Raw genomic sequence first — 16,793 nt, forward strand, 5'->3', positions numbered from 1 at the left:
ACCCGGTATTTTCTCTTCGCCTAAGCCCGAAGAAATTCCTCTTTTTCCTCCTTTTCGGCTTTCTCCCGGTACTTGCGACGCGTGGCCTCTCCTCCACGCAGGTGCCTCTCCGCCTTGTTTTGGTCCAGGATGGCGCGGATTTTACGGGCCAGGGTCTTATTGAGAGAGGGAAGGCGTTCCGTCATGTCCTTGTGCACGGTGCTCTTGGAGACGTTGAAAACCTTGGCTGCCTGCCTTACTGTAGCCTTGGTCTCCAGGATATAGGCACAGATTTCCAGAACCCGCCGCTGGATGTAGTCCTGCATCCCTCTACCTCCTGGGCCGAGTCCCTGAGCTTGATACATCTATATGCGTGAAAAGGGGGCTAATGCTTGTTCCAGCGGCGTTTAGGTCAGTTCAATCGCCTGTATTCGCCTTTTCTAGTACTTGACAATCTCCACCCCGGTGTAGTAGTGGGACAGGATGCGCCGGAAGTCGTAGCCCTTCTCAGCCAGCACTTTAGCCCCGCGCTGGCAAAGACCCACGCCGTGCCCGTAGCCAACGGTGGAGATCTCCACCCGCTCCCCCTTAACCTCCCAGGTGAAGCGGGTAGACTTGAGGCCCAAGCGCTCCCGGACCAGCACGGCTGGCAGGCGCACTCCGGCCACCGCCACCTCCAGGGGCCGGCCGGTGCTGCTCCGCCTGGTCACCGCCAGTGCGGGAGTCCTTTCCTTTAGAGCAGGGAGAGCCTTCTCCCCCAGAAGGATCCGGTAGAAGTCGGCTAGAGCGTAAGCGCGCGTCTCCTTCACCACTTCCGCCTCGGCGCAAGGGCAGGGAACTCCTTTGAGGTAGGGAGCGGAAACCGCCCAGATCTCCGCTGCGTCCTCCGTGTGCCCACCGCAGCAGGCGTGATAGGCCGGCTCGATAAGCTGCCCCCGGTAAACCAGGACCAGCCCCTTGGTCTCCTCCACCGCCCGGCGAATCTTAGGGTAATAACGGTAGTAGTCTATGAGTCCCAGCCGTCGCTTGAGCTCCTCCCTGTCTATGTAGGCCTGTCCGCTCTGCGGGTCGTCGCTTATGTCCGCTCCCGGGTGGGGGTTGTTGTAGACCCCTCCGGCCACTATGCGCCGCAGCACGTAAGTGCGGGCCGCTACCGCTTGCGCCTTAAGGGCCTCCAGTGGCCACTCCGCCGGCATCTCCGCCGCTACCACCCCCACCACGTACTCCTCCAGAGGGAGAACCTCGACTTTTCTCGTAGCGTGACGATAAAGGCGTACCTCCTTGGGTTCAAGCGGGCTTATCTTAGGCTCCCTCTGCTTCTTGGCCAGCCACAAAAGCCCTGCCAGGGCGCAAAGCACCAGCACTAGCCCCACCAACCGCCGCAAACTCTTCCACCTCCTTTTTTTTATCAATATGCCACCTTTTGCCTACCTCTACCCAAAAAATAAACCGGGCCTTAAAACCCGGTTTCAGGCAAGCGTCTGAGAGTTTCTATCTGGCCGCGCCGCGGTAGCGCTGGGCCAGCTCCACCGCCTTGAGGCGGGCTAAGGCTCGCATCAAGGCCGCTTCAGCCCGCGCCACATCTATGTCCGGCGTGCGGGCCCTAAGGCGCTCCTCCGCCCGTTCCTTGGCCCGCCGCGCCCGCTCCACATCGATCTCCTCCGCCAGCTCCGCCGCATCGGCCAGAATGGTCACTTGGTTGTTCTTCACTTCTAAAAAGCCATTGCTTACCGCCATCACCCGCCACTGTCCATCCTTCTGGATGCGCACCACGTCAGTCTTCAGGCGGGTGATGAGGGGCGCGTGGTCGGGCAGTATGCCGAGCTCCCCTTCTACCCCCCGGGCAACCACCATGCGCACCTCGTCGGTGAAGACCACGCGCGCCGGGGTTACCACCACCAGCTTCTGCAACTTTTCCGCCAATACCCTCACCCCTTAGGAGGCCGCCGCCAGGAGCTGCTTGCCCTTCTCCACCGCCTCGTCGATGGTGCCCACCATGTAGAAGGCATCCTCGGGCAGGTCGTCGTGCTTGCCCTCCAGGATCTCCTTGAAGCCGCGGATGGTTTCCTTAAGCGGCACGTAGACACCGGGGCGACCGGTGAAGGCCTCGGCCACGTGGAAGGGCTGGGACAGGAACTTCTGCAGCTTCCGGGCCCGAGCCACGATCAGTTTGTCCTCTTCCGAGAGCTCCTCCATGCCCAGGATGGCGATGATGTCCTGCAACTCTTTGTAGCGCTGAAGGACTTTCTGCACGCCTCGCGCCACCTGGTAGTGCTCCACCCCCACCACCTTGGGGTCCAGGATGCGGGAAGTGGAGTCGAGCGGGTCCACCGCCGGGTAAATGCCCAGCTCGGCGATCTGCCGCGAGAGCACCACCGTACCGTCCAGGTGGGCGAAGGTGGTAGCCGGCGCCGGGTCGGTCAGGTCGTCTGCCGGCACGTAAATGGCCTGCACCGAGGTGATGGAGCCTTTCACTGTGGAGGTGATGCGCTCCTGCAGCTGGCCCATCTCCGTGGCCAGGGTGGGCTGGTATCCTACCGCCGAGGGCATCCGGCCCAGGAGAGCGGAGACCTCGGTACCTGCCTGGGCGAAGCGGAAGATGTTGTCGATGAAGAGGAGCACATCCGCCCCTTCTTCGTCGCGGAAGTACTCGGCCAGGCAGAGAGCCGTCAAGCCCACGCGCAACCGGCATCCCGGAGGCTCGTTCATCTGCCCGAAGACCATCATCGTCTTGTCCAGCACGCCGGCCTCGGTCATCTCCAGGTAAAGCTCGTTACCCTCGCGGGTGCGCTCACCTACGCCGGCGAACACCGAGATACCACCGTGCTGCTTAGCGATGTTGTTGATGAGCTCCATGACGATAACCGTCTTGCCCACGCCGGCGCCCCCGAACATGCCGATCTTGCCGCCCTTCATGAAGGGCACCAGCAGGTCGATCACCTTAAGCCCCGTCTCCAGCTGCTCTACCTTGGTGGACTGCTCCACCAGGGGCGGAGCCGGCCGGTGAATGGGGTAGTACTTTTCGGCCTTGATGGGGCCTTTGCCGTCGATGGGGTTGCCCAGCACGTCCAGCAGGCGCCCCAGCACCGGCCGCCCCACGGGCACCGATATGGGCGCCCCCGTATCGATGACCTTGGTGCCCCGCTTAAGGCCGTCGGTGGTGGACATGGCTACCGTCCGCACCACGTTGTTCCCCAGGTGCTGCTCCACCTCCAGGGTAAGCTCCTTCTTCTCCCCGGTGGTGGGGTCGTCGAACTCCACCTTAAGGGCGTTGTAAATCTCCGGCACATGACCCGGAGGGAAGCGCACGTCCACCACTACGCCGATAACCTGAACCACTTCGCCTACATTCTTCTCCGCCATCTTTCCTCGCCAACCTCCCCTTCCAGGAAAACTTGTTTAGGACTCGAGTGCGGCCGCGCCACCCACGATATCAAGCAGCTCCTTTGTAATGCTCTCCTGCCGCACCCGGTTCATCTTGAGGGTCAAACGGGCAATGAGATCTTCCGTGTTCTTGGTGGCCGCGTCCATAGCCGTCATGCGGGCGCTGTGCTCACCCGCCTTGAGTTCAAGCAGAGCGTGGAAGATCGCCGTTTCCACGTACTTGGGCAGGAGATCGCAGAGCACTCCTTCTGCCGAAGGCTCGAAGATATAGAGTGGCTCCGGCCCTTTGGCCTTGGGCTCCTCCGTCGGCGGCTCGATGGGAAGCACTTTCTGCGCAATGGGGCGCTGCACCAAGATGTTGATGAATTGGGGGTAGATCAGGTAGACCGCATCGTACTCCCCAGCCGAGTACTTGTTGATAATGACCTTGGCGATCTCCCGGGCGTAGGCGAAGCGGATTTCCTCCCCCAGCCCGGTGAACTCCGCGTCCATGGCCATGCGCCGGAAGCGGAAGAAGTTGCGCCCCTTGCGCCCCACCGCAATCAGAGCTACCTCGCCCGTGCAGGCGCCTATCTCCCGCATGGCCAGGCGCAGCAGGTTGCTGTTAAAACCGCCGCACAAGCCCCGGTCGGCGGTCATGACCACATAGCAAACCTTCCGGGGCTCGCGCACGGCCAGCAAGGGATGACGCACGTCACCTGCCGCGCGGGCAAGCCGCGCCAGGACCTCCCGCAAGTGGCGGGAGTAGGGTCGCGCCGCCAGCAGGGCCGCCTGCGCCTTGGCCATTTTGGCGGTGGCCACCGCCTTCATGGCCTGGCAGATCTTCTGGGTACTCTGCAGGCTTTTTATGCGACGTCGGTAGTCGCGCAGACTGGGCATCGTCTCCCACCCCCGCTCTTAGGCCAGCCCATGCTGGAGCTTAAAGTCCTTCTTGAACTCCTCAATGGCCCGCTTAAGCTTCTCCTCAACCTCCGGCTTGATCTCCAGTTCCTTCCTGATGGACTCCCCCACATCGGGGTACTGCGTGCGCATGAACTTCAGGAACTCGGCCTCGAAGTCGCGCACCTTATCTACCGGCAGGTCGTCGAGGTAGCCATGCACGCCGGTGTAAATCGACATGACCTGCTCTTCGAGCGGCATGGGACAGTACTGGTCCTGCTTCAGGAGCTCGGTCAGGCGCTCGCCGCGGCGCAGCCGAGCCAGCGTGGCCTTGTCGAGGTCGGTGCCGAACTGAGCGAAAGCCGCCAACTCGCGATACTGGGCCAGATCCAGACGCAGCCGACCAGCTACCTGCCGCATGCACTTGCGCTGTGCCTTACCACCTACGCGCGACACCGAAAGACCTACGTTGATGGCCGGCCGGATACCGGCGTAGAAGAGGTCCGGCTCTAGGTAGATCTGCCCGTCGGTGATGGAGATCACGTTGGTGGGAATGTAGGCCGAAACGTCACCCTGCTGGGTCTCGATGATGGGCAGGGCCGTCAGGCTGCCACCGCCGTAGTTAGGATGCAGCTTGCAAGCCCGCTCCAGCAGGCGCGAGTGCAGGTTGAAGATGTCACCGGGGTAAGCCTCGCGCCCCGGCGGACGCCGCAGCAGAAGCGAGAGCTCACGGTAAGCCGCCGCCTGCTTGGAAAGGTCGTCGTAGACGATGAGCACGTCTTTACCCTGCTCCATGAACTCCTCGCCGATGGCGCACCCGGCGAAGGGAGCGATGTAGAGCAGCGGCGCCGGGTCGGAAGCAGTAGCCACCACTACCACGGTGTAGTCCATGGCGCCGTACTCCCGTAGCTTCTCGATCACATTGGCCACGGTGGAAGCCTTCTGCCCGATGGCCACGTAGATGCAAATCATGTTTTGCCCTTTCTGGTTGATGATGGTGTCCACCGCGATGGCCGTCTTACCCGTCTGCCGGTCGCCCAATATGAGCTCGCGCTGCCCGCGCCCGATAGGAATCATGGAGTCAATGGCCTTGATGCCGGTCTGCACGGGGGTGTTCACCGGCTCGCGGTAGATAACACCGGGAGCGATGCGCTCGATGGGACGGAATTTCTGAGACTTAATGGGTCCCTTACCGTCGAGCGGCACACCTACCGGGTTGATCACCCGGCCGATGAGCTCGTCCCCTACCGGCACCGAAGCGATGCGACCGGTGCGCTTGACCACATCCCCTTCCTTTATATGCGTGTAGGGGCCCAGGATAACAGCGCCTACGTTGTCTTCCTCCAGGTTCAGCGCCATTCCATAGACGCCGCCCGGGAACTCCAAAAGCTCGGAGTACATGCAACCCTCCAGGCCGTAAACGCGCGCCACGCCGTCACCGATGTAAATTACGGTGCCGACGTCGGCCACTTCGACCTGAACCTCGTACTTCTCTATCTGCTGGCGAATTATGGAGCTTATCTCTTCGGGCCTAAGCTTCATCTCCTCCCGTCACCCCTTTAACCTACCCGAATTTCACGGATTTGCTCCCGTAGCCTCTCCAACTGCCGCGCCACGCTGGCGTCTATGACCCGGTTGCCTATGCGTACCACCAGCCCCCCCAAGATGTCGGGGTTGACGCGGTAGCGAACCGTAACTTCCCGCTTGACCGCTTCTTTTAAAGCCTCGGTCAAGGCAGAGGCCTGCTCCGGCGAGAGCTCGATGGCCGAAGTCACTTCCACCTCGACCAAATTCTTGGTCTCGTTGAGCAGGCGCCGGTACTCCGCCACTATGTCCTTGAAGAAGATCTCACGCCGGGCGTCCAGCACCACGTTGAGGAAGTTAAGTGAGTAAGGGTGAAGGTCCTTTTCCCAGAGCTCCTTGACAATAGCCTTTTTAACTTCCGCCGGCACCTGGGGATGATAAAATACCCGCCGCAGATCGCTTGATGCAGCCAGCGCCTCCTCCACCGCGCGCAAATCTTCCTCTATTCTGTCCAAGAGACCCTTCTCCTGGGCTAACTCGAAGAGCGCCTCAGCGTAGCGCTGCGCCACCGCCCCTTTTAGCATGGCAGCCGCTTCACCTCACTTATGGCCTCTTGGACAAGCTTCTGCTGCAGCTCCTCCGGCAAAGCTTCCCTTATCACCTTGCCGGCCACCAAAATGGCCAGGCTGGCCACTTGATCCTTGAGCTCGGCCAAGGCCCGCTCCTTCTCCCGCTCGATTTCCGCCAGGGCGCTCTCTTTTATGCGGCCGGCTTCTTCCTTGGCAGCATCCAAGATAGCCTGAGCCTGCTCCTCGCTGGCCTTGGTAGCCCGCTCGATGATGAGTTGGGCCTCCTCCCGAGCCCGGCGCAGGGTGGCCTCCATCTCCTCTTTGAGCTTCCGGGCCTCTTCCTGCTGGGCTTCCGCCTGCTCGATATTCCGGGCTATGAGGTTCTGCCGCTCCTCCAGGAGGCGCATGAGTGGCTTGTAAGCCACCAGCCAGAGCAGGAGCAGCAGGAGCAGAAAGTGGAATATCTGCATCACCAGGGTGGCATTAAGCCCCAACAAGTTTTCTCCTCCCTCCGCACAAAAGGGTGCGGGCGGCAGGTTTCGAGCCCACCGACGAGGCCGAAACCTGCGCCTGCCCACCGAAAAAGAACCTGACGATGATTCCCGCCCCCAACCGAGATGACCTCGGTGGGGGTCCCCCTCTAGCTTTTTTAAAGCGCCTCTTAAGCAATCCTGCCCATGAGCATGAACGCTACTACTACGGCAATGATGGGTATGGACTCGATCAGACCCACGGAGATAAACATGAGGGTCATGAGCTGCCCCCGCGCCTCCGGCTGACGAGCCACACCCTCCAAGAGCTTGGAGGTGCAGATTCCGTCGCCGATGGCTGCACCGAGGGCACCGAGCCCAGCCGCCAGCGCCATGCCCAAAGCAGCCGCAGCACCCGTCGTCACGCGTTTCCCCTCCTTCCTCGGTTAGTAATCTAGCATTTTAGTGATCCTCAGCAGAAGCTAAGGATATGTAGGCGATGCTCAGCACGGCGAACACGAAAGCCTGGATGAAGGAGACGAATACACCGAAAGCTAGCCAGATAACCGAAGCCGTGAATCCCCCGCACCACTCCGCCGCTCCTCGGATAAGTCCCAGCAGGGCCAGTAGCATTACCTCTTTACCGTACATGTTTCCGTAGAGTCGGAAGGCCAGGGTGACCGGCTTCGCCAGGTCCTCGATTATGGGGAGAAGGGGTATAGGATAAATGTAATGGAGGAAAAGCTTTGGCCCCTTGAACCTCAGCCCCCAGACGTACATCAACACAAAGGTGATGACCGCTAGGCCCAAAGTGGTGTTGAGGTCCGCCGTCGGGGCTACGCAGGTAGGCACTAGGCCCAGAAGGTTACAGATCAGGATGAAGTAGAAGAAGGTTACAAAGAGGTAGTACAAGGGGCGTCCCTTCTTCTCCCCCATGCTGTCGTAAACGAGGCCCCGGAAAGATTCCAACATGATCTCGAAAAGGGCCTGCATCTTGGTGGGACGCCGCACGTCCGCGCCCCTCACGGCCGCGAGGGCTATGAGCAGAGTCAAAAGCATTGCCACCCAGGTAAAGATAATGGTGCTGGGATTAACGTCTACCGGGAACCCCGCTATGGTGCCCAGGTGCCAGGGACCGTGTGGGATATGCCAGACATTAAGGTCGTGGTGAATCTTTTCCAGGGAAAAGTCTTCCGCGCAACCCGCTGCCGTGACGAGCACGAAGCCGAGCAAGGCCCACAGAAGCCAACTCCTCTTGGCCCGCTTCCTCTCCTGCAAAACTCGCCTTCACCTCCTTCCCTTAAAGAGCAACTAAAGAAGAACAAGGGTTCCTAGACTTCCGCTTCAACCCGGCTATGTCTAAGAACCCTTATTGCCTCCGCCACCCCCAGCAGGGGAACGAATAGAATCCCCACCAAGAAAGCACGCAGATCAAACCAGCCAGTGTGTACGGCAAAGAGGAGAGCGGCGAAAAGCATTCCCCAGCGCCCCAGGAAACCCATATTGAGGAACAACCTAGCCTTGTCCATGCCCCAAGCCATGATCTGGACCGACCGGGTGAGGCGCAGCCAGAGAAAGAAGGCGCTGAGCCAGCCCACCCCTAGCCCTAGCGCTGCTCCAGCCCAGAGGGAGCTGTGCGGGTAAAAAGTCAGAAGGAGAAGCAGCGCTACGAGCAGCCAGCCTGCCCGCAAAAGTATGCGCCGGGCGAAAACCTCGAACTCCAGCTCTTTGAAGCCCATGCCTTCCCTCCCCGCCTTCTAAGCGCGGTTGTTGGTACTAAACCGGCTGAGCAACCGCACGATGCCGTACACCCCTGCCCCGATCCCCAGAAGCAATCCCAGAAGCCCGAGCCAGGGCGCAGTATGCCAGCGGTGGTCAAGGTAGTTTCCTATCCACCAGCCCACCACTACCGAGGCTGCAAATTGAATGCTAATACTGGAGGCCAGAGCGAAGGCTTTTAAGGCCTTCCCCCATCCCGATCGACCGTTGGCCACTCAGCTCGTTCCCCTTGTGCTTTTTTTTACAAGATTCTACCCGCTTTAACCACTAAACACCAAAACCTTTTCTTGCATGGTACATGCAGGCGGGCTCTTGTCCTCTATATATCTTCTACGCTCTCGATTTTATTCCTCCTCCTCGCCACCACAAAATTGTGGTGGCGAACAAAAACTTGTGCTCGCAAGCACTTTAGGGAGAAAGGGTTCCGGCCGCGGACCTTGGCCGAAGTGATGAAGAAGGGCTTCGAGAATGCGCCTGGATGCCTGTCCGTCCCCGTAGGGATTCACCGCGCTGGCCATCTGGCGGTAAGCCGCCTCGTCCGTTAAAAGGCGCGCCACCTCTCGGAACACCCGCTCTTCCCCCGTTCCCACCAACCTCACCGTGCCCGCCTCCAGGGCCTCAGGACGTTCGGTCACTTCCCTCAGGACCAGAACCGGTTTGCCCAGCGAAGGCGCTTCCTCCTGAAGACCTCCCGAGTCGGTCAGCACCAGGTAGCATCGAGCCATGAGGTTGGCAAAGTCGGCGTAGGGAAGAGGCTCCATCAAGTGAACGCGGTTAAGCCCAGCGAAAATCTCTTCCGCCGCCTCCCGCACCACCGGATTGCGGTGCACGGGAAAAACCACCGCCGCATCCTCAAACCGCTCCACTACCCGGCGCAGGGCACGGTAGACCTGGCGCAGGGGCTCCCCCCAGTTCTCCCGCCGATGCGTGGTCACCAGGATAATCCTCTTTCCCTCTCCCAGAAAGCGGAGCAGACGCTCATCGGCAAACTGGTAATCCTCCCGCACCACCGCCTGCAGGGCGTCGATCACCGTGTTGCCGGTGACGAAAATCCTTTCCGGGTCGACCCCCTCCCGCTTAAGAGCCTCGGCGGCGCGGGCCGTGGGAGCGAAATGCAGGTCACTCAATACCGCCGCAAGCCGGCGGTTCATCTCCTCGGGAAAGGGAGCATATTTGTTCCCCGTCCGCAGCCCCGCCTCCACGTGCCCCACCGGTATCTGGAAGTAAAAGGCGGATAGGGCTCCCACGAAAGTGGTGGTGGTGTCGCCGTGTACCAGCACCAGATCGGGCCTCGCTTCTTGAAGCACTCTCTCCAGCCCTTGAAGTGCCCGTACGGTGACCTCAAAGAGGGTCTGCCGAGGGCGCATGATGCCCAGGTCGTAATCGGGTATTATACCGAACAGTTCCAGCACCTGGTCCAGCATCTCGCGGTGCTGGGCGGTCACTGCCACCACCGGTTGAAAATAGTCTGAGTTTTCCAAGGCTTTAACCACCGGCGCCATTTTGATGGCTTCCGGCCGGGTGCCGAAAATCACCAGTATCCTTTTCATGGGGTGAGATATCCCTTGGCGATGAGTTTCTGGATGTGCTGCTCCAAGGCCGACTCGATGTCGATGCCGTACTGCTCCTCCAGCACGAACATCATGGAAACGGCCGTCTGGGCCACATCTAAAAGCTCCCGCGTCACCTTTTCCATAACCGCCCGCTCATCGACCGGGCAGGCCTCCCCCGAAAGGCCGCGCAGCTTTCCTATGGCTTGGGCCAGCTCCCCCGCCTCCTCCATGAGCTTCAATGCGGTGGACTCCAGTGTGGGGGAAAGGCGGTTGAGACGCGGCAGGGCAATAACCTTATGCTTCCTCTCCATTTTCTCCTCTCTCCCCAGGAAAGCGGAGCTTTCCGCGGAAAGGCTCCAGCTTGACTCCCGCTTCGCGGAAGAGCTCCTCCGCGAAGGGATCTGGGTAAAACTCCAGGTACACCACCCTCTTTATCTGCGCCTGGATAAGCATCTTGGCACAGAGGGAGCAGGGGAAGTGGGTGGTGTAAAGGGTGGCACCGGCGATGCTCACCCCATAGACGGCCGCCTGCAAAAGAGCATTTTGCTCGGCATGAAGACCCCGGCAGAGTTCGTGCCTCTCCCCCGAAGGTATGCCCTTCTCCTCGCGCAGGCAGCCTATCTCCAGGCAGTGTTTGAGCCCCGAAGGGGCGCCGTTGTAACCCGTGGCCAGGATGCGGTTATCCTTGACCAGCACTGCCCCCACCTGCCGACGCAGGCAGGTGGAACGCAGGGACACCACCTTGGCCACGGTCATAAAGTAGGTGTCCCAGTCGGGCCGCATGGGCTTAACCTTCCCGGTAAAGGGGGTAGGACCGGCAGAGCTCCTGCACTATGGCACGAGCCATCTCCTGGTACCGAGCTTCCCCACGGTGATCCAAGGCGTAGTGGATGGCAGTGGCTATGGCCCGCATCTCCTCCGGCCCCAGGCCCCTGGTGGTCACCGCCGGCGTTCCCAACCGGATACCGCTGGTAATCCGGGGAGGCTGGGTATCGAAGGGAACTACGTTCTTGTTGACCACCAACCCCACCTCGTAAAGCTCGGCTTCCGCCTCCGCCCCCGTGATCCCCTTGTTGCGGAGATCGACCAGTACCATGTGGTTATCCGTGCCGCCGGAAACCAGCTCAAAGCCATACTCCTTAAGGGCTTCTGCCAGGGCGCGAGCGTTTTCCACCACCCGCCGCTGGTACTCCTTGAATTCCGGCTGCAAAGCTTCTTTGAAAGCCACCGCTTTGGCAGCAATGACGTGCATCAAGGGGCCACCCTGGGTGCCGGGGAACACCGCCTTGTCGATCAAGGGTCCGTACTCCTTCTTGCAGAGGATGAGCCCCCCGCGCGGGCCCCGGAGCGTCTTATGGGTGGTGGAGGTGACCACGTCGGCGCAAGGCACGGGGCTCTGGTGCAGCCCCGCCGCCACCAGCCCCGCTATGTGGGCTATGTCCGCCATGAGCTTGGCTCCCACCTCCCGAGCAATGGCGGCGAAGCGGGCGAAATCTATCTCCCGGGGGTAGGAGCTCGCTCCAGTGATGATGAGCTTGGGGCGGTGGCGCCTGGCCAGCTCCGCCACTTCGTCGTAATCGATGGTGCCGGTGTCCCGCCTTACCCCGTAAGGGACGAAGCGGAAGTAAACACCCGACATATTAACTGGGCTACCGTGGGTGAGATGGCCGCCGTGGGCCAGGTCCATGCCCATGATGACGTCGCCCGGCTTGAGCAAGGCGAAGTAGACGGCAAAATTGGCCTGGGTCCCTGAATGCGGCTGCACGTTGGCGTGCTCCGCTCCGAAGAGTTCCTTGGCCCGCTTGATGGCCAGCTCCTCTACCACGTCCACGTGCTCGCAACCCCCGTAGTAGCGCTTCCCCGGATAGCCCTCGGCGTACTTGTTGGTCAAGACCGAGCCCTGAGCCGCCATCACGGCGCGGCTAGCAAAGTTCTCGGAGGCGATGAGCACCAGCTTCTCCTCCTGCCGCCGCTTTTCTTCCTCTATAGCCCGGAAAACTTCCGGATCGACTTCCTCCAAAGGTTGCAAAATCCTGCGCAATTGCTACATACCTCCTCTTTCCCGCGCCTTTATCTTCTCCACGCGGCGGCTGTGCCGCTCCCCCGCGAAGGAAGAAAAGAGCCAGGTCTTAACGATCTCCAAAGCCAGGCCTGGTCCTACCACCCGCTCCCCCAGAGTCAGCACGTTGGCGTCGTTGTGCTCACGGGACATGCGGGCCGAGTAGGTGTCGTGACACAAGGCGGCCCTTATCCCCGGCACCTTGTTGGCCGCAATGGCCATCCCTATGCCGGTGCCGCAGACCAGAATCCCCCGATCAAACTCCCCACGCGCCACCGCTTCCGCCACGGCGAAGGCTATGTCCGGATAGTCGCAAGACTCGGGGGAATAGGTGCCGAAATCCTGGTAGGTTAGGCCCTGCTCCTCAAGGAAGCGACAAATGGCCTTCTTGAGCTGAAAGCCGCCGTGATCCGAACCTATGGCTATTTTCACGCGTCGCTCACTCTCCTCTTTTCTTCCCTTAAAAAGGAGTTAATTCGCACGCGAGTCTCAGCGTTCCTGCTCCTCCAGGAACCTTTCTAGCGCCAGTCGGCAAAGCTGCCTTATCTCCTCGGCGTACTGTCGGTAGTAGTACAGAGGGAGGCCAATGGGGTCGTCCACATCTTTCGGCCGGCCCGCATATTCCCCCAGAGTAAAGATCTTCTCCTTAGCCTCGGGCGCCAGCTCCAGAAGGTGGGCCTTGTGCCGCTCGGTCATGGCCAGCACCAGGTCGGCTTCTGCCAGCATCTCTTGCGTCACCCGGCGCGCCCGGTGTCCGCTTATGTCTATCCCCCACTCGGCCAAGACCGTCACCGCTTCCTCCGAAGCCGGCATGCCCTCGAGGGCGTAAAGCCCGGCGGAAGAGACCTCCACGCCCTCCACCCCGTAGGCCCCCAGCAGCTGCCGGAAGATCCCCTCGGCCATGGGGGAACGGCAGGTGTTACCGCTACACACGAAGAGCACTTTGCCCTTGCGCCCCATCTATCCCACTCCTTGCAGAAAGTGAAGCCCCACTCCTATGAGCACCAATCCTCCCACAAGCTGCGCCCGGCGCCCCACCAGAACCCCGGCCAGGCGCCCAAGCCCCAGCCCCAGTGCGGTCATGAGACCCGCTATCGCTCCGCAAACCAGGGCCACCAGCAAGGGGGGGAAGTGGTAAACCCCTAAAGAGAAGCCCACGCTTAAGGCGTCGAGGCTCACCGAAGCTCCCAAGAGCAATATACCCCAAAAGCCGGGGCGCAGCACAGGGGGTTCCTCCCCGGCCGGGCGGAAGTTGCTCCAGACCAAACGCAGCCCCAGGTAAATCAGCACGGCTGCCCCCAGAAAGGAAGCCAGCCTGCCCAAGAAGAGTTCCACCGCCCTTCCCGCCCACCAGCCTGCCAGGGGCATGAAGACGTGGTAGGTGGCCACGGTGAAGACCAGGCCCAGCGCCCGCCTCCGGCCCAAAAGAGCGCTCAAGCCCAGTCCCACTGCCACCGAGAAGGCATCGGTACCCAGCACCACCGCCAGCAAGAATAAAGTCAGCCACTCCATAGGCTTAGCTCCTACCTACCCTACCTACCTTGTACCTCTCGGCGGCCATCTCCCGCAGCCGCAGGAGCACCGCCTTCCCCACCTCCGCCACCACCGCTTCCGCCACTATGATTTCCACCCGCCCTTCTATGTCCCGCAAGGCGGCGTAAAAAGCGGCGGCCACGCTGCGGGACCCGTCCCTAACCCGGCCACAGGCCAGGACGGTGAAGGGACGGTAGAGCGCTACCCGCTCTTCGCGGGTGAGCACCCCCACCCGCCGGCCCACCCGATCCTGCCGGGAAGCTTCGGCCATAACCCGCGCCACCACCGGCTCGGGCTCTTCCCCCTCCACCAAGACAAGCGGGGCTTTAAGCCGCCAGCTCCCTCTGGCCAGGTCCACCAAGGGCTTAATTCCCGTCCTCTCTTCTATTTCCTCCGGTAGAAGAGCTCCCACCCGCCGGACGACAAGTTCTTCTCCCCTCACCTCCACCACCGTGGACTCTATCCCCAAGGGAGTGGGACCGCCGTCCAGCACTCCCGCTATCTTACCTCCCAGCTCGGCGAGAACGTGCTCCGCCCTGGTAGGAGCAGGCCGACCGGAGAGGTTGGCGCTGGGCGCCGCCAAGGGGAGACCGACTGTGCGAATAAGCTTTCGCGCCACCGCATGATCGGGCACCCGAACCCCCACGGTCTCCCTCCCAGCCGTGAGGCTCGGCGGCAGCCCGGAAGCAGCAGGAAGTATCAGGGTGAGGGGCCCGGGCCAGAAGGAGGAGATAAGCCGGCCAGCCACAGAGGAAACTTCCTTCACGTACCGGGAAACTTCCTCAGGATCCGCCAGGTGAAGGGTGAGGGGCTTGCGAGCCGGGCGCCCTTTTACCGCGAAGACCCGGCACAGGGCCTCCTCCCGAACCACCGCTCCCAGGCCGTACACCGTCTCCGTGGGGAAGGCCACCAACTCCCCCCGCTTCAGGAGCTCCCCTGCCTCCTCCAGAGCCGGGCTTTCGGGATGCAAGGGGTCGATCCGCCACACCTTGGTCATTTCCCTACCTCCTGCGCTAATTTCAACACGCCAACCCCCACCATTCCACTAACCAGGGAGGCGCAGATGATCCCCAGCTTGGCAGCTTCCAGAGATACCGGGGTTTTCAGGGAAAGCTCGGCGATGAAGATCGCCATGGTAAAACCGATACCGCACAAAATCCCTGCCCCGTAAAGCTTACCCCAACTAACTCCGTCCGGAAGGGTGGCCATCCCGGCGCGCACCAAGACGTAGGAAAAGAGAAAAACCCCCAGCTGCTTCCCCACGAACAGGCCCAGCACCACGCCCCAGAAGACAGGGTTTTTAACCAGCTCTTTGAAGCACTCCGCCTGCAGGGTGACACCGGCGTTGGCCAAGGCGAAGATGGGGAGAATGCCGAAGGACACCCACGGAATCAGCCTGCACTCCAGTCTTTCCAGGAGAGAATGCTGCTCGCCGGGCCCGGGCTCGGCGGGGACAGTCATACCTAGGAGAACACCGGCCAAAGTGGCGTGCACGCCCGATTCGAAGACAGCTACCCACAGGGCGATCCCGAGGAGGAAGTAAGCTGGCGTCCACCTAACCCCGAGCTTGTTCAGCAGAAGGAGTGCCAGAAAGACTAAGCCCGCGGCCAGCAGGGCCGGAGGAAACAGCTTCTCGGTGAGAAACAGGGCGATGACGATAATGGCGCCCAGATCGTCGGCAATGGCCAGGGCGGCCAGAAACACGGCCAGCCCCCGGGGAACATTGCGGCCCGCCAGGGTCAGCACCCCCAGGGCGAAAGCGATGTCAGTGGCTATGGGAATTCCCCAGCCGTGGGCGGTAGGGGTGCCCCAGTTGATGGCGAGGTAAATGACGGCAGGAAGTACCATTCCACCGAGGGCGGCCACCACGGGTAAGGTGGCTTTACCCGGGGCGCTCAACTCCCCCCGCAAGATTTCCCTCTTAATTTCCATGCCCACGGTAAAGAAGAAGACGGCCATCAAGCCGTCGTTAATCCACCGCTGCACCGGCTCGGTAAAGGTAAAAGGCCCGATACCGACGGAAACCGGACGCTCCAGCAGTTGGTGATAGGAGGGGGATAGGGGCGAGTTGGCCAAGGCCAGGGCCACTGCGGTGGCGACGAGAAGGACAATACCACTGGCCACCTCGTGCTTAAGGAAGGTTTCAAAAGGCCGGAGAAGCTTGCTGATCCTGGCCACCAACTCACCCTCACCTTTACCTCAGGCCTTCCCCCGAAGGCGGGCCAGCACAAGCCGCGCCCTGCCCGCCAGATCGTGCCTCACCTCGAGCTCTTCCCAATCCTCATCGAAAAGCTCGAGCATCCCCGAGCGCTGCCAAGGAGCCACCTCACAAAGAAGATAGCCCCCCGGGCGTAAGATCTTCTTGGCCTGGGGCACCAGGCGCCGGTAGAAAGCCAGCCCGTCCGTGCCACCATCCAGCGCCTGCCGGGGTTCCCGCCGCACCTCACGGCTCAGGGTGGGAAGAAAGGCGCGGGGGATGTAGGGGAGATTGGCCCCCACCAGGTCCACCTTCCCCATCACCGGCGAAGCTTCTAAGGGGGAAAGGAGGTCGCCCGCCAGGAAAGTTATCCTCTCCTCCACCCCGTGGCGCCGGGCGTTACGCCGCGCGCAGGACAGGGCCTCCGGACTGGCGTCCAGAGCCAGAAGGCGGGCCTGCGGCAAAGCTACCGCCCAACTCACCGCTACCGCTCCGCTGCCGGTCCCCACGTCCACCAGGAGGGGGCTTTCCTTCCCCTTCACCTTCTCCAAACCGGTCTCCACCAAAAGCTCGGTCTCCGGACGGGGAACAAGCACGGCCGGGGTAACCTCCAGCTCCAGCCCCCAGAACTCCCTTTTCCCAAGGAGGTAGGCCAACGGTTCTCCGGCCAGCCGGCGTCCCACCAGTTCCCAGAAGCGGAGCTGCGTAAGAAAAGGCACCGGCAGATCGGCCGCACCATACAAAAAGAGGCGGTCGCGCTTCATGAGATGCGCCAGCAAGACCTCCGCCTCCAAGCGCGCCTCCTTGATTCCCGCCTCCAGAAGTCTTCGCGTGCCCGCCGCCAAGAGCTCCTTTACCCGCATAAAA

22 protein-coding genes are annotated in these 16,793 nt (G+C 61.5%); all 22 read right to left on the reverse strand.

The genetic code is table 11. The features are described 5' to 3' along the window. Window positions 1–20: 20 nt before the first annotated feature. Window positions 21–305: a sporulation transcriptional regulator SpoIIID gene (gene spoIIID / locus DXX99_RS00155; RefSeq protein WP_115791506.1), complete on the reverse strand. Its 285-nt coding sequence runs from the start codon at window positions 303–305 to the stop codon at window positions 21–23. A 114-nt stretch (window positions 306–419) separates the two neighbouring features. Beyond that, entirely contained in the window at window positions 420–1,364 is a 945-nt protein-coding gene (spoIID, locus tag DXX99_RS00160; protein WP_115791507.1) for a stage II sporulation protein D, read from the reverse strand. A gap of 106 nt (window positions 1,365–1,470) precedes the next feature. Next, the gene (locus DXX99_RS00165) at window positions 1,471–1,902 is read right to left on the reverse strand and encodes a F0F1 ATP synthase subunit epsilon (RefSeq protein ID WP_115791508.1); all 432 of its coding nucleotides are present in this window, start codon (window positions 1,900–1,902) and stop codon (window positions 1,471–1,473) included. 12 nt (window positions 1,903–1,914) lie between these two features. Beyond that, window positions 1,915–3,342, reverse strand: a complete 1,428-nt coding sequence (gene atpD, locus DXX99_RS00170; RefSeq protein WP_115791509.1) for a F0F1 ATP synthase subunit beta — start codon at window positions 3,340–3,342, stop codon at window positions 1,915–1,917. 36 nt (window positions 3,343–3,378) lie between these two features. Continuing rightward, window positions 3,379–4,242 carry an ATP synthase F1 subunit gamma gene (gene atpG / locus DXX99_RS00175; RefSeq protein ID WP_115791510.1) on the reverse strand — a complete coding sequence of 288 codons (864 nt, stop codon included), beginning with the start codon at window positions 4,240–4,242 and terminating at the stop codon, window positions 3,379–3,381. Between the two features lie 18 nt (window positions 4,243–4,260). Beyond that, on the reverse strand, window positions 4,261–5,784 hold the full coding sequence (gene atpA / locus DXX99_RS00180; RefSeq protein WP_115791511.1) for a F0F1 ATP synthase subunit alpha: 1,524 nt from the start codon (window positions 5,782–5,784) through the stop codon (window positions 4,261–4,263). Between the two features lie 17 nt (window positions 5,785–5,801). Next, window positions 5,802–6,350 (reverse strand): ATP synthase F1 subunit delta, encoded by a 549-nt coding sequence (gene atpH, locus DXX99_RS00185; protein ID WP_115791512.1) that lies wholly within the window; start codon window positions 6,348–6,350, stop codon window positions 5,802–5,804. Beyond that, a complete protein-coding gene (gene atpF, locus DXX99_RS00190; RefSeq protein ID WP_240610754.1) occupies window positions 6,344–6,829 on the reverse strand; it encodes a F0F1 ATP synthase subunit B in 486 nt (161 codons plus the stop codon). The genes atpH and atpF overlap by 7 nt, the downstream gene beginning before the upstream one ends. Window positions 6,830–6,996: 167 nt before the next feature. Continuing rightward, the gene (gene atpE, locus DXX99_RS00195; RefSeq protein WP_115791513.1) at window positions 6,997–7,230 is read right to left on the reverse strand and encodes a F0F1 ATP synthase subunit C; all 234 of its coding nucleotides are present in this window, start codon (window positions 7,228–7,230) and stop codon (window positions 6,997–6,999) included. Window positions 7,231–7,267: 37 nt separating this feature from the next. Further along, a complete protein-coding gene (gene atpB / locus DXX99_RS00200; protein WP_115791514.1) occupies window positions 7,268–8,083 on the reverse strand; it encodes a F0F1 ATP synthase subunit A in 816 nt (271 codons plus the stop codon). A 53-nt stretch (window positions 8,084–8,136) separates the two neighbouring features. Further along, window positions 8,137–8,544, reverse strand: coding sequence for an ATP synthase subunit I (locus tag DXX99_RS00205; RefSeq protein ID WP_115791515.1), 408 nt, complete (start codon window positions 8,542–8,544; stop codon window positions 8,137–8,139). A gap of 18 nt (window positions 8,545–8,562) precedes the next feature. Next, window positions 8,563–8,799: an AtpZ/AtpI family protein gene (locus DXX99_RS00210; RefSeq protein WP_115791516.1), complete on the reverse strand. Its 237-nt coding sequence runs from the start codon at window positions 8,797–8,799 to the stop codon at window positions 8,563–8,565. Between the two features lie 129 nt (window positions 8,800–8,928). Further along, window positions 8,929–10,134 (reverse strand): non-hydrolyzing UDP-N-acetylglucosamine 2-epimerase, encoded by a 1,206-nt coding sequence (gene wecB, locus DXX99_RS00215; protein WP_115791517.1) that lies wholly within the window; start codon window positions 10,132–10,134, stop codon window positions 8,929–8,931. After that, window positions 10,131–10,448: a MazG-like family protein gene (locus DXX99_RS00220; RefSeq protein ID WP_115791518.1), complete on the reverse strand. Its 318-nt coding sequence runs from the start codon at window positions 10,446–10,448 to the stop codon at window positions 10,131–10,133. The genes wecB and DXX99_RS00220 overlap by 4 nt, the downstream gene beginning before the upstream one ends. After that, a complete protein-coding gene (locus tag DXX99_RS00225) occupies window positions 10,432–10,920 on the reverse strand; it encodes a deoxycytidylate deaminase (RefSeq protein ID WP_115791519.1) in 489 nt (162 codons plus the stop codon). Before DXX99_RS00225 ends, DXX99_RS00220 begins: the two co-directional genes overlap by 17 nt. 4 nt (window positions 10,921–10,924) lie before the next feature. Beyond that, on the reverse strand, window positions 10,925–12,169 hold the full coding sequence (locus tag DXX99_RS00230) for a serine hydroxymethyltransferase (protein ID WP_276308318.1): 1,245 nt from the start codon (window positions 12,167–12,169) through the stop codon (window positions 10,925–10,927). 12 nt (window positions 12,170–12,181) lie between these two features. Continuing rightward, on the reverse strand, window positions 12,182–12,628 hold the full coding sequence (gene rpiB / locus DXX99_RS11780; RefSeq protein WP_240610755.1) for a ribose 5-phosphate isomerase B: 447 nt from the start codon (window positions 12,626–12,628) through the stop codon (window positions 12,182–12,184). Between the two features lie 57 nt (window positions 12,629–12,685). After that, window positions 12,686–13,156: a low molecular weight protein arginine phosphatase gene (locus tag DXX99_RS11785; protein ID WP_240610756.1), complete on the reverse strand. Its 471-nt coding sequence runs from the start codon at window positions 13,154–13,156 to the stop codon at window positions 12,686–12,688. Further along, window positions 13,157–13,708 carry a manganese efflux pump MntP gene (locus DXX99_RS00240; protein ID WP_115791521.1) on the reverse strand — a complete coding sequence of 184 codons (552 nt, stop codon included), beginning with the start codon at window positions 13,706–13,708 and terminating at the stop codon, window positions 13,157–13,159. It lies immediately after the preceding gene. Between the two features lie 4 nt (window positions 13,709–13,712). Then, window positions 13,713–14,726, reverse strand: a complete 1,014-nt coding sequence (locus DXX99_RS00245) for an L-threonylcarbamoyladenylate synthase (RefSeq protein WP_115791522.1) — start codon at window positions 14,724–14,726, stop codon at window positions 13,713–13,715. Further along, window positions 14,723–15,907, reverse strand: a complete 1,185-nt coding sequence (nhaA, locus tag DXX99_RS00250) for a Na+/H+ antiporter NhaA (RefSeq protein WP_240610757.1) — start codon at window positions 15,905–15,907, stop codon at window positions 14,723–14,725. Before nhaA ends, DXX99_RS00245 begins: the two co-directional genes overlap by 4 nt. 21 nt (window positions 15,908–15,928) lie before the next feature. After that, window positions 15,929–16,789: a peptide chain release factor N(5)-glutamine methyltransferase gene (gene prmC / locus DXX99_RS00255; RefSeq protein WP_115791524.1), complete on the reverse strand. Its 861-nt coding sequence runs from the start codon at window positions 16,787–16,789 to the stop codon at window positions 15,929–15,931. Between the last annotated feature and the right edge of the window lie 4 nt (window positions 16,790–16,793).

Source organism: Ammonifex thiophilus (assembly GCF_003368535.1).
Taxonomy (GTDB): Bacteria; Bacillota; Desulfotomaculia; order Desulfotomaculales; family Ammonificaceae; genus Ammonifex; species Ammonifex thiophilus.

Excerpts from the sequence above, each read along its gene's own strand:
- atpG (WP_115791510.1), bottom strand. The coding sequence starts at position 4,242 with ATGCCCAGTCTGCGCGACTACCGACGTCGCATAAAAAGCCTGCAGAGT.
- atpH (WP_115791512.1), bottom strand. The coding sequence starts at position 6,350 with ATGCTAAAAGGGGCGGTGGCGCAGCGCTACGCTGAGGCGCTCTTCGAG.
- spoIIID (WP_115791506.1), bottom strand. The coding sequence starts at position 305 with ATGCAGGACTACATCCAGCGGCGGGTTCTGGAAATCTGTGCCTATATC.
- DXX99_RS00240 (WP_115791521.1), bottom strand. The coding sequence starts at position 13,708 with ATGGAGTGGCTGACTTTATTCTTGCTGGCGGTGGTGCTGGGTACCGAT.
- prmC (WP_115791524.1), bottom strand. The coding sequence starts at position 16,789 with ATGCGGGTAAAGGAGCTCTTGGCGGCGGGCACGCGAAGACTTCTGGAG.
- DXX99_RS00245 (WP_115791522.1), bottom strand. The coding sequence starts at position 14,726 with ATGACCAAGGTGTGGCGGATCGACCCCTTGCATCCCGAAAGCCCGGCT.
- DXX99_RS00225 (WP_115791519.1), bottom strand. The coding sequence starts at position 10,920 with ATGCGGCCCGACTGGGACACCTACTTTATGACCGTGGCCAAGGTGGTG.
- DXX99_RS00205 (WP_115791515.1), bottom strand. The coding sequence starts at position 8,544 with ATGGGCTTCAAAGAGCTGGAGTTCGAGGTTTTCGCCCGGCGCATACTT.
- DXX99_RS00220 (WP_115791518.1), bottom strand. The coding sequence starts at position 10,448 with ATGGAGAGGAAGCATAAGGTTATTGCCCTGCCGCGTCTCAACCGCCTT.
- atpA (WP_115791511.1), bottom strand. The coding sequence starts at position 5,784 with ATGAAGCTTAGGCCCGAAGAGATAAGCTCCATAATTCGCCAGCAGATA.
- DXX99_RS11785 (WP_240610756.1), bottom strand. The coding sequence starts at position 13,156 with ATGGGGCGCAAGGGCAAAGTGCTCTTCGTGTGTAGCGGTAACACCTGC.
- atpD (WP_115791509.1), bottom strand. The coding sequence starts at position 3,342 with ATGGCGGAGAAGAATGTAGGCGAAGTGGTTCAGGTTATCGGCGTAGTG.
- wecB (WP_115791517.1), bottom strand. The coding sequence starts at position 10,134 with ATGAAAAGGATACTGGTGATTTTCGGCACCCGGCCGGAAGCCATCAAA.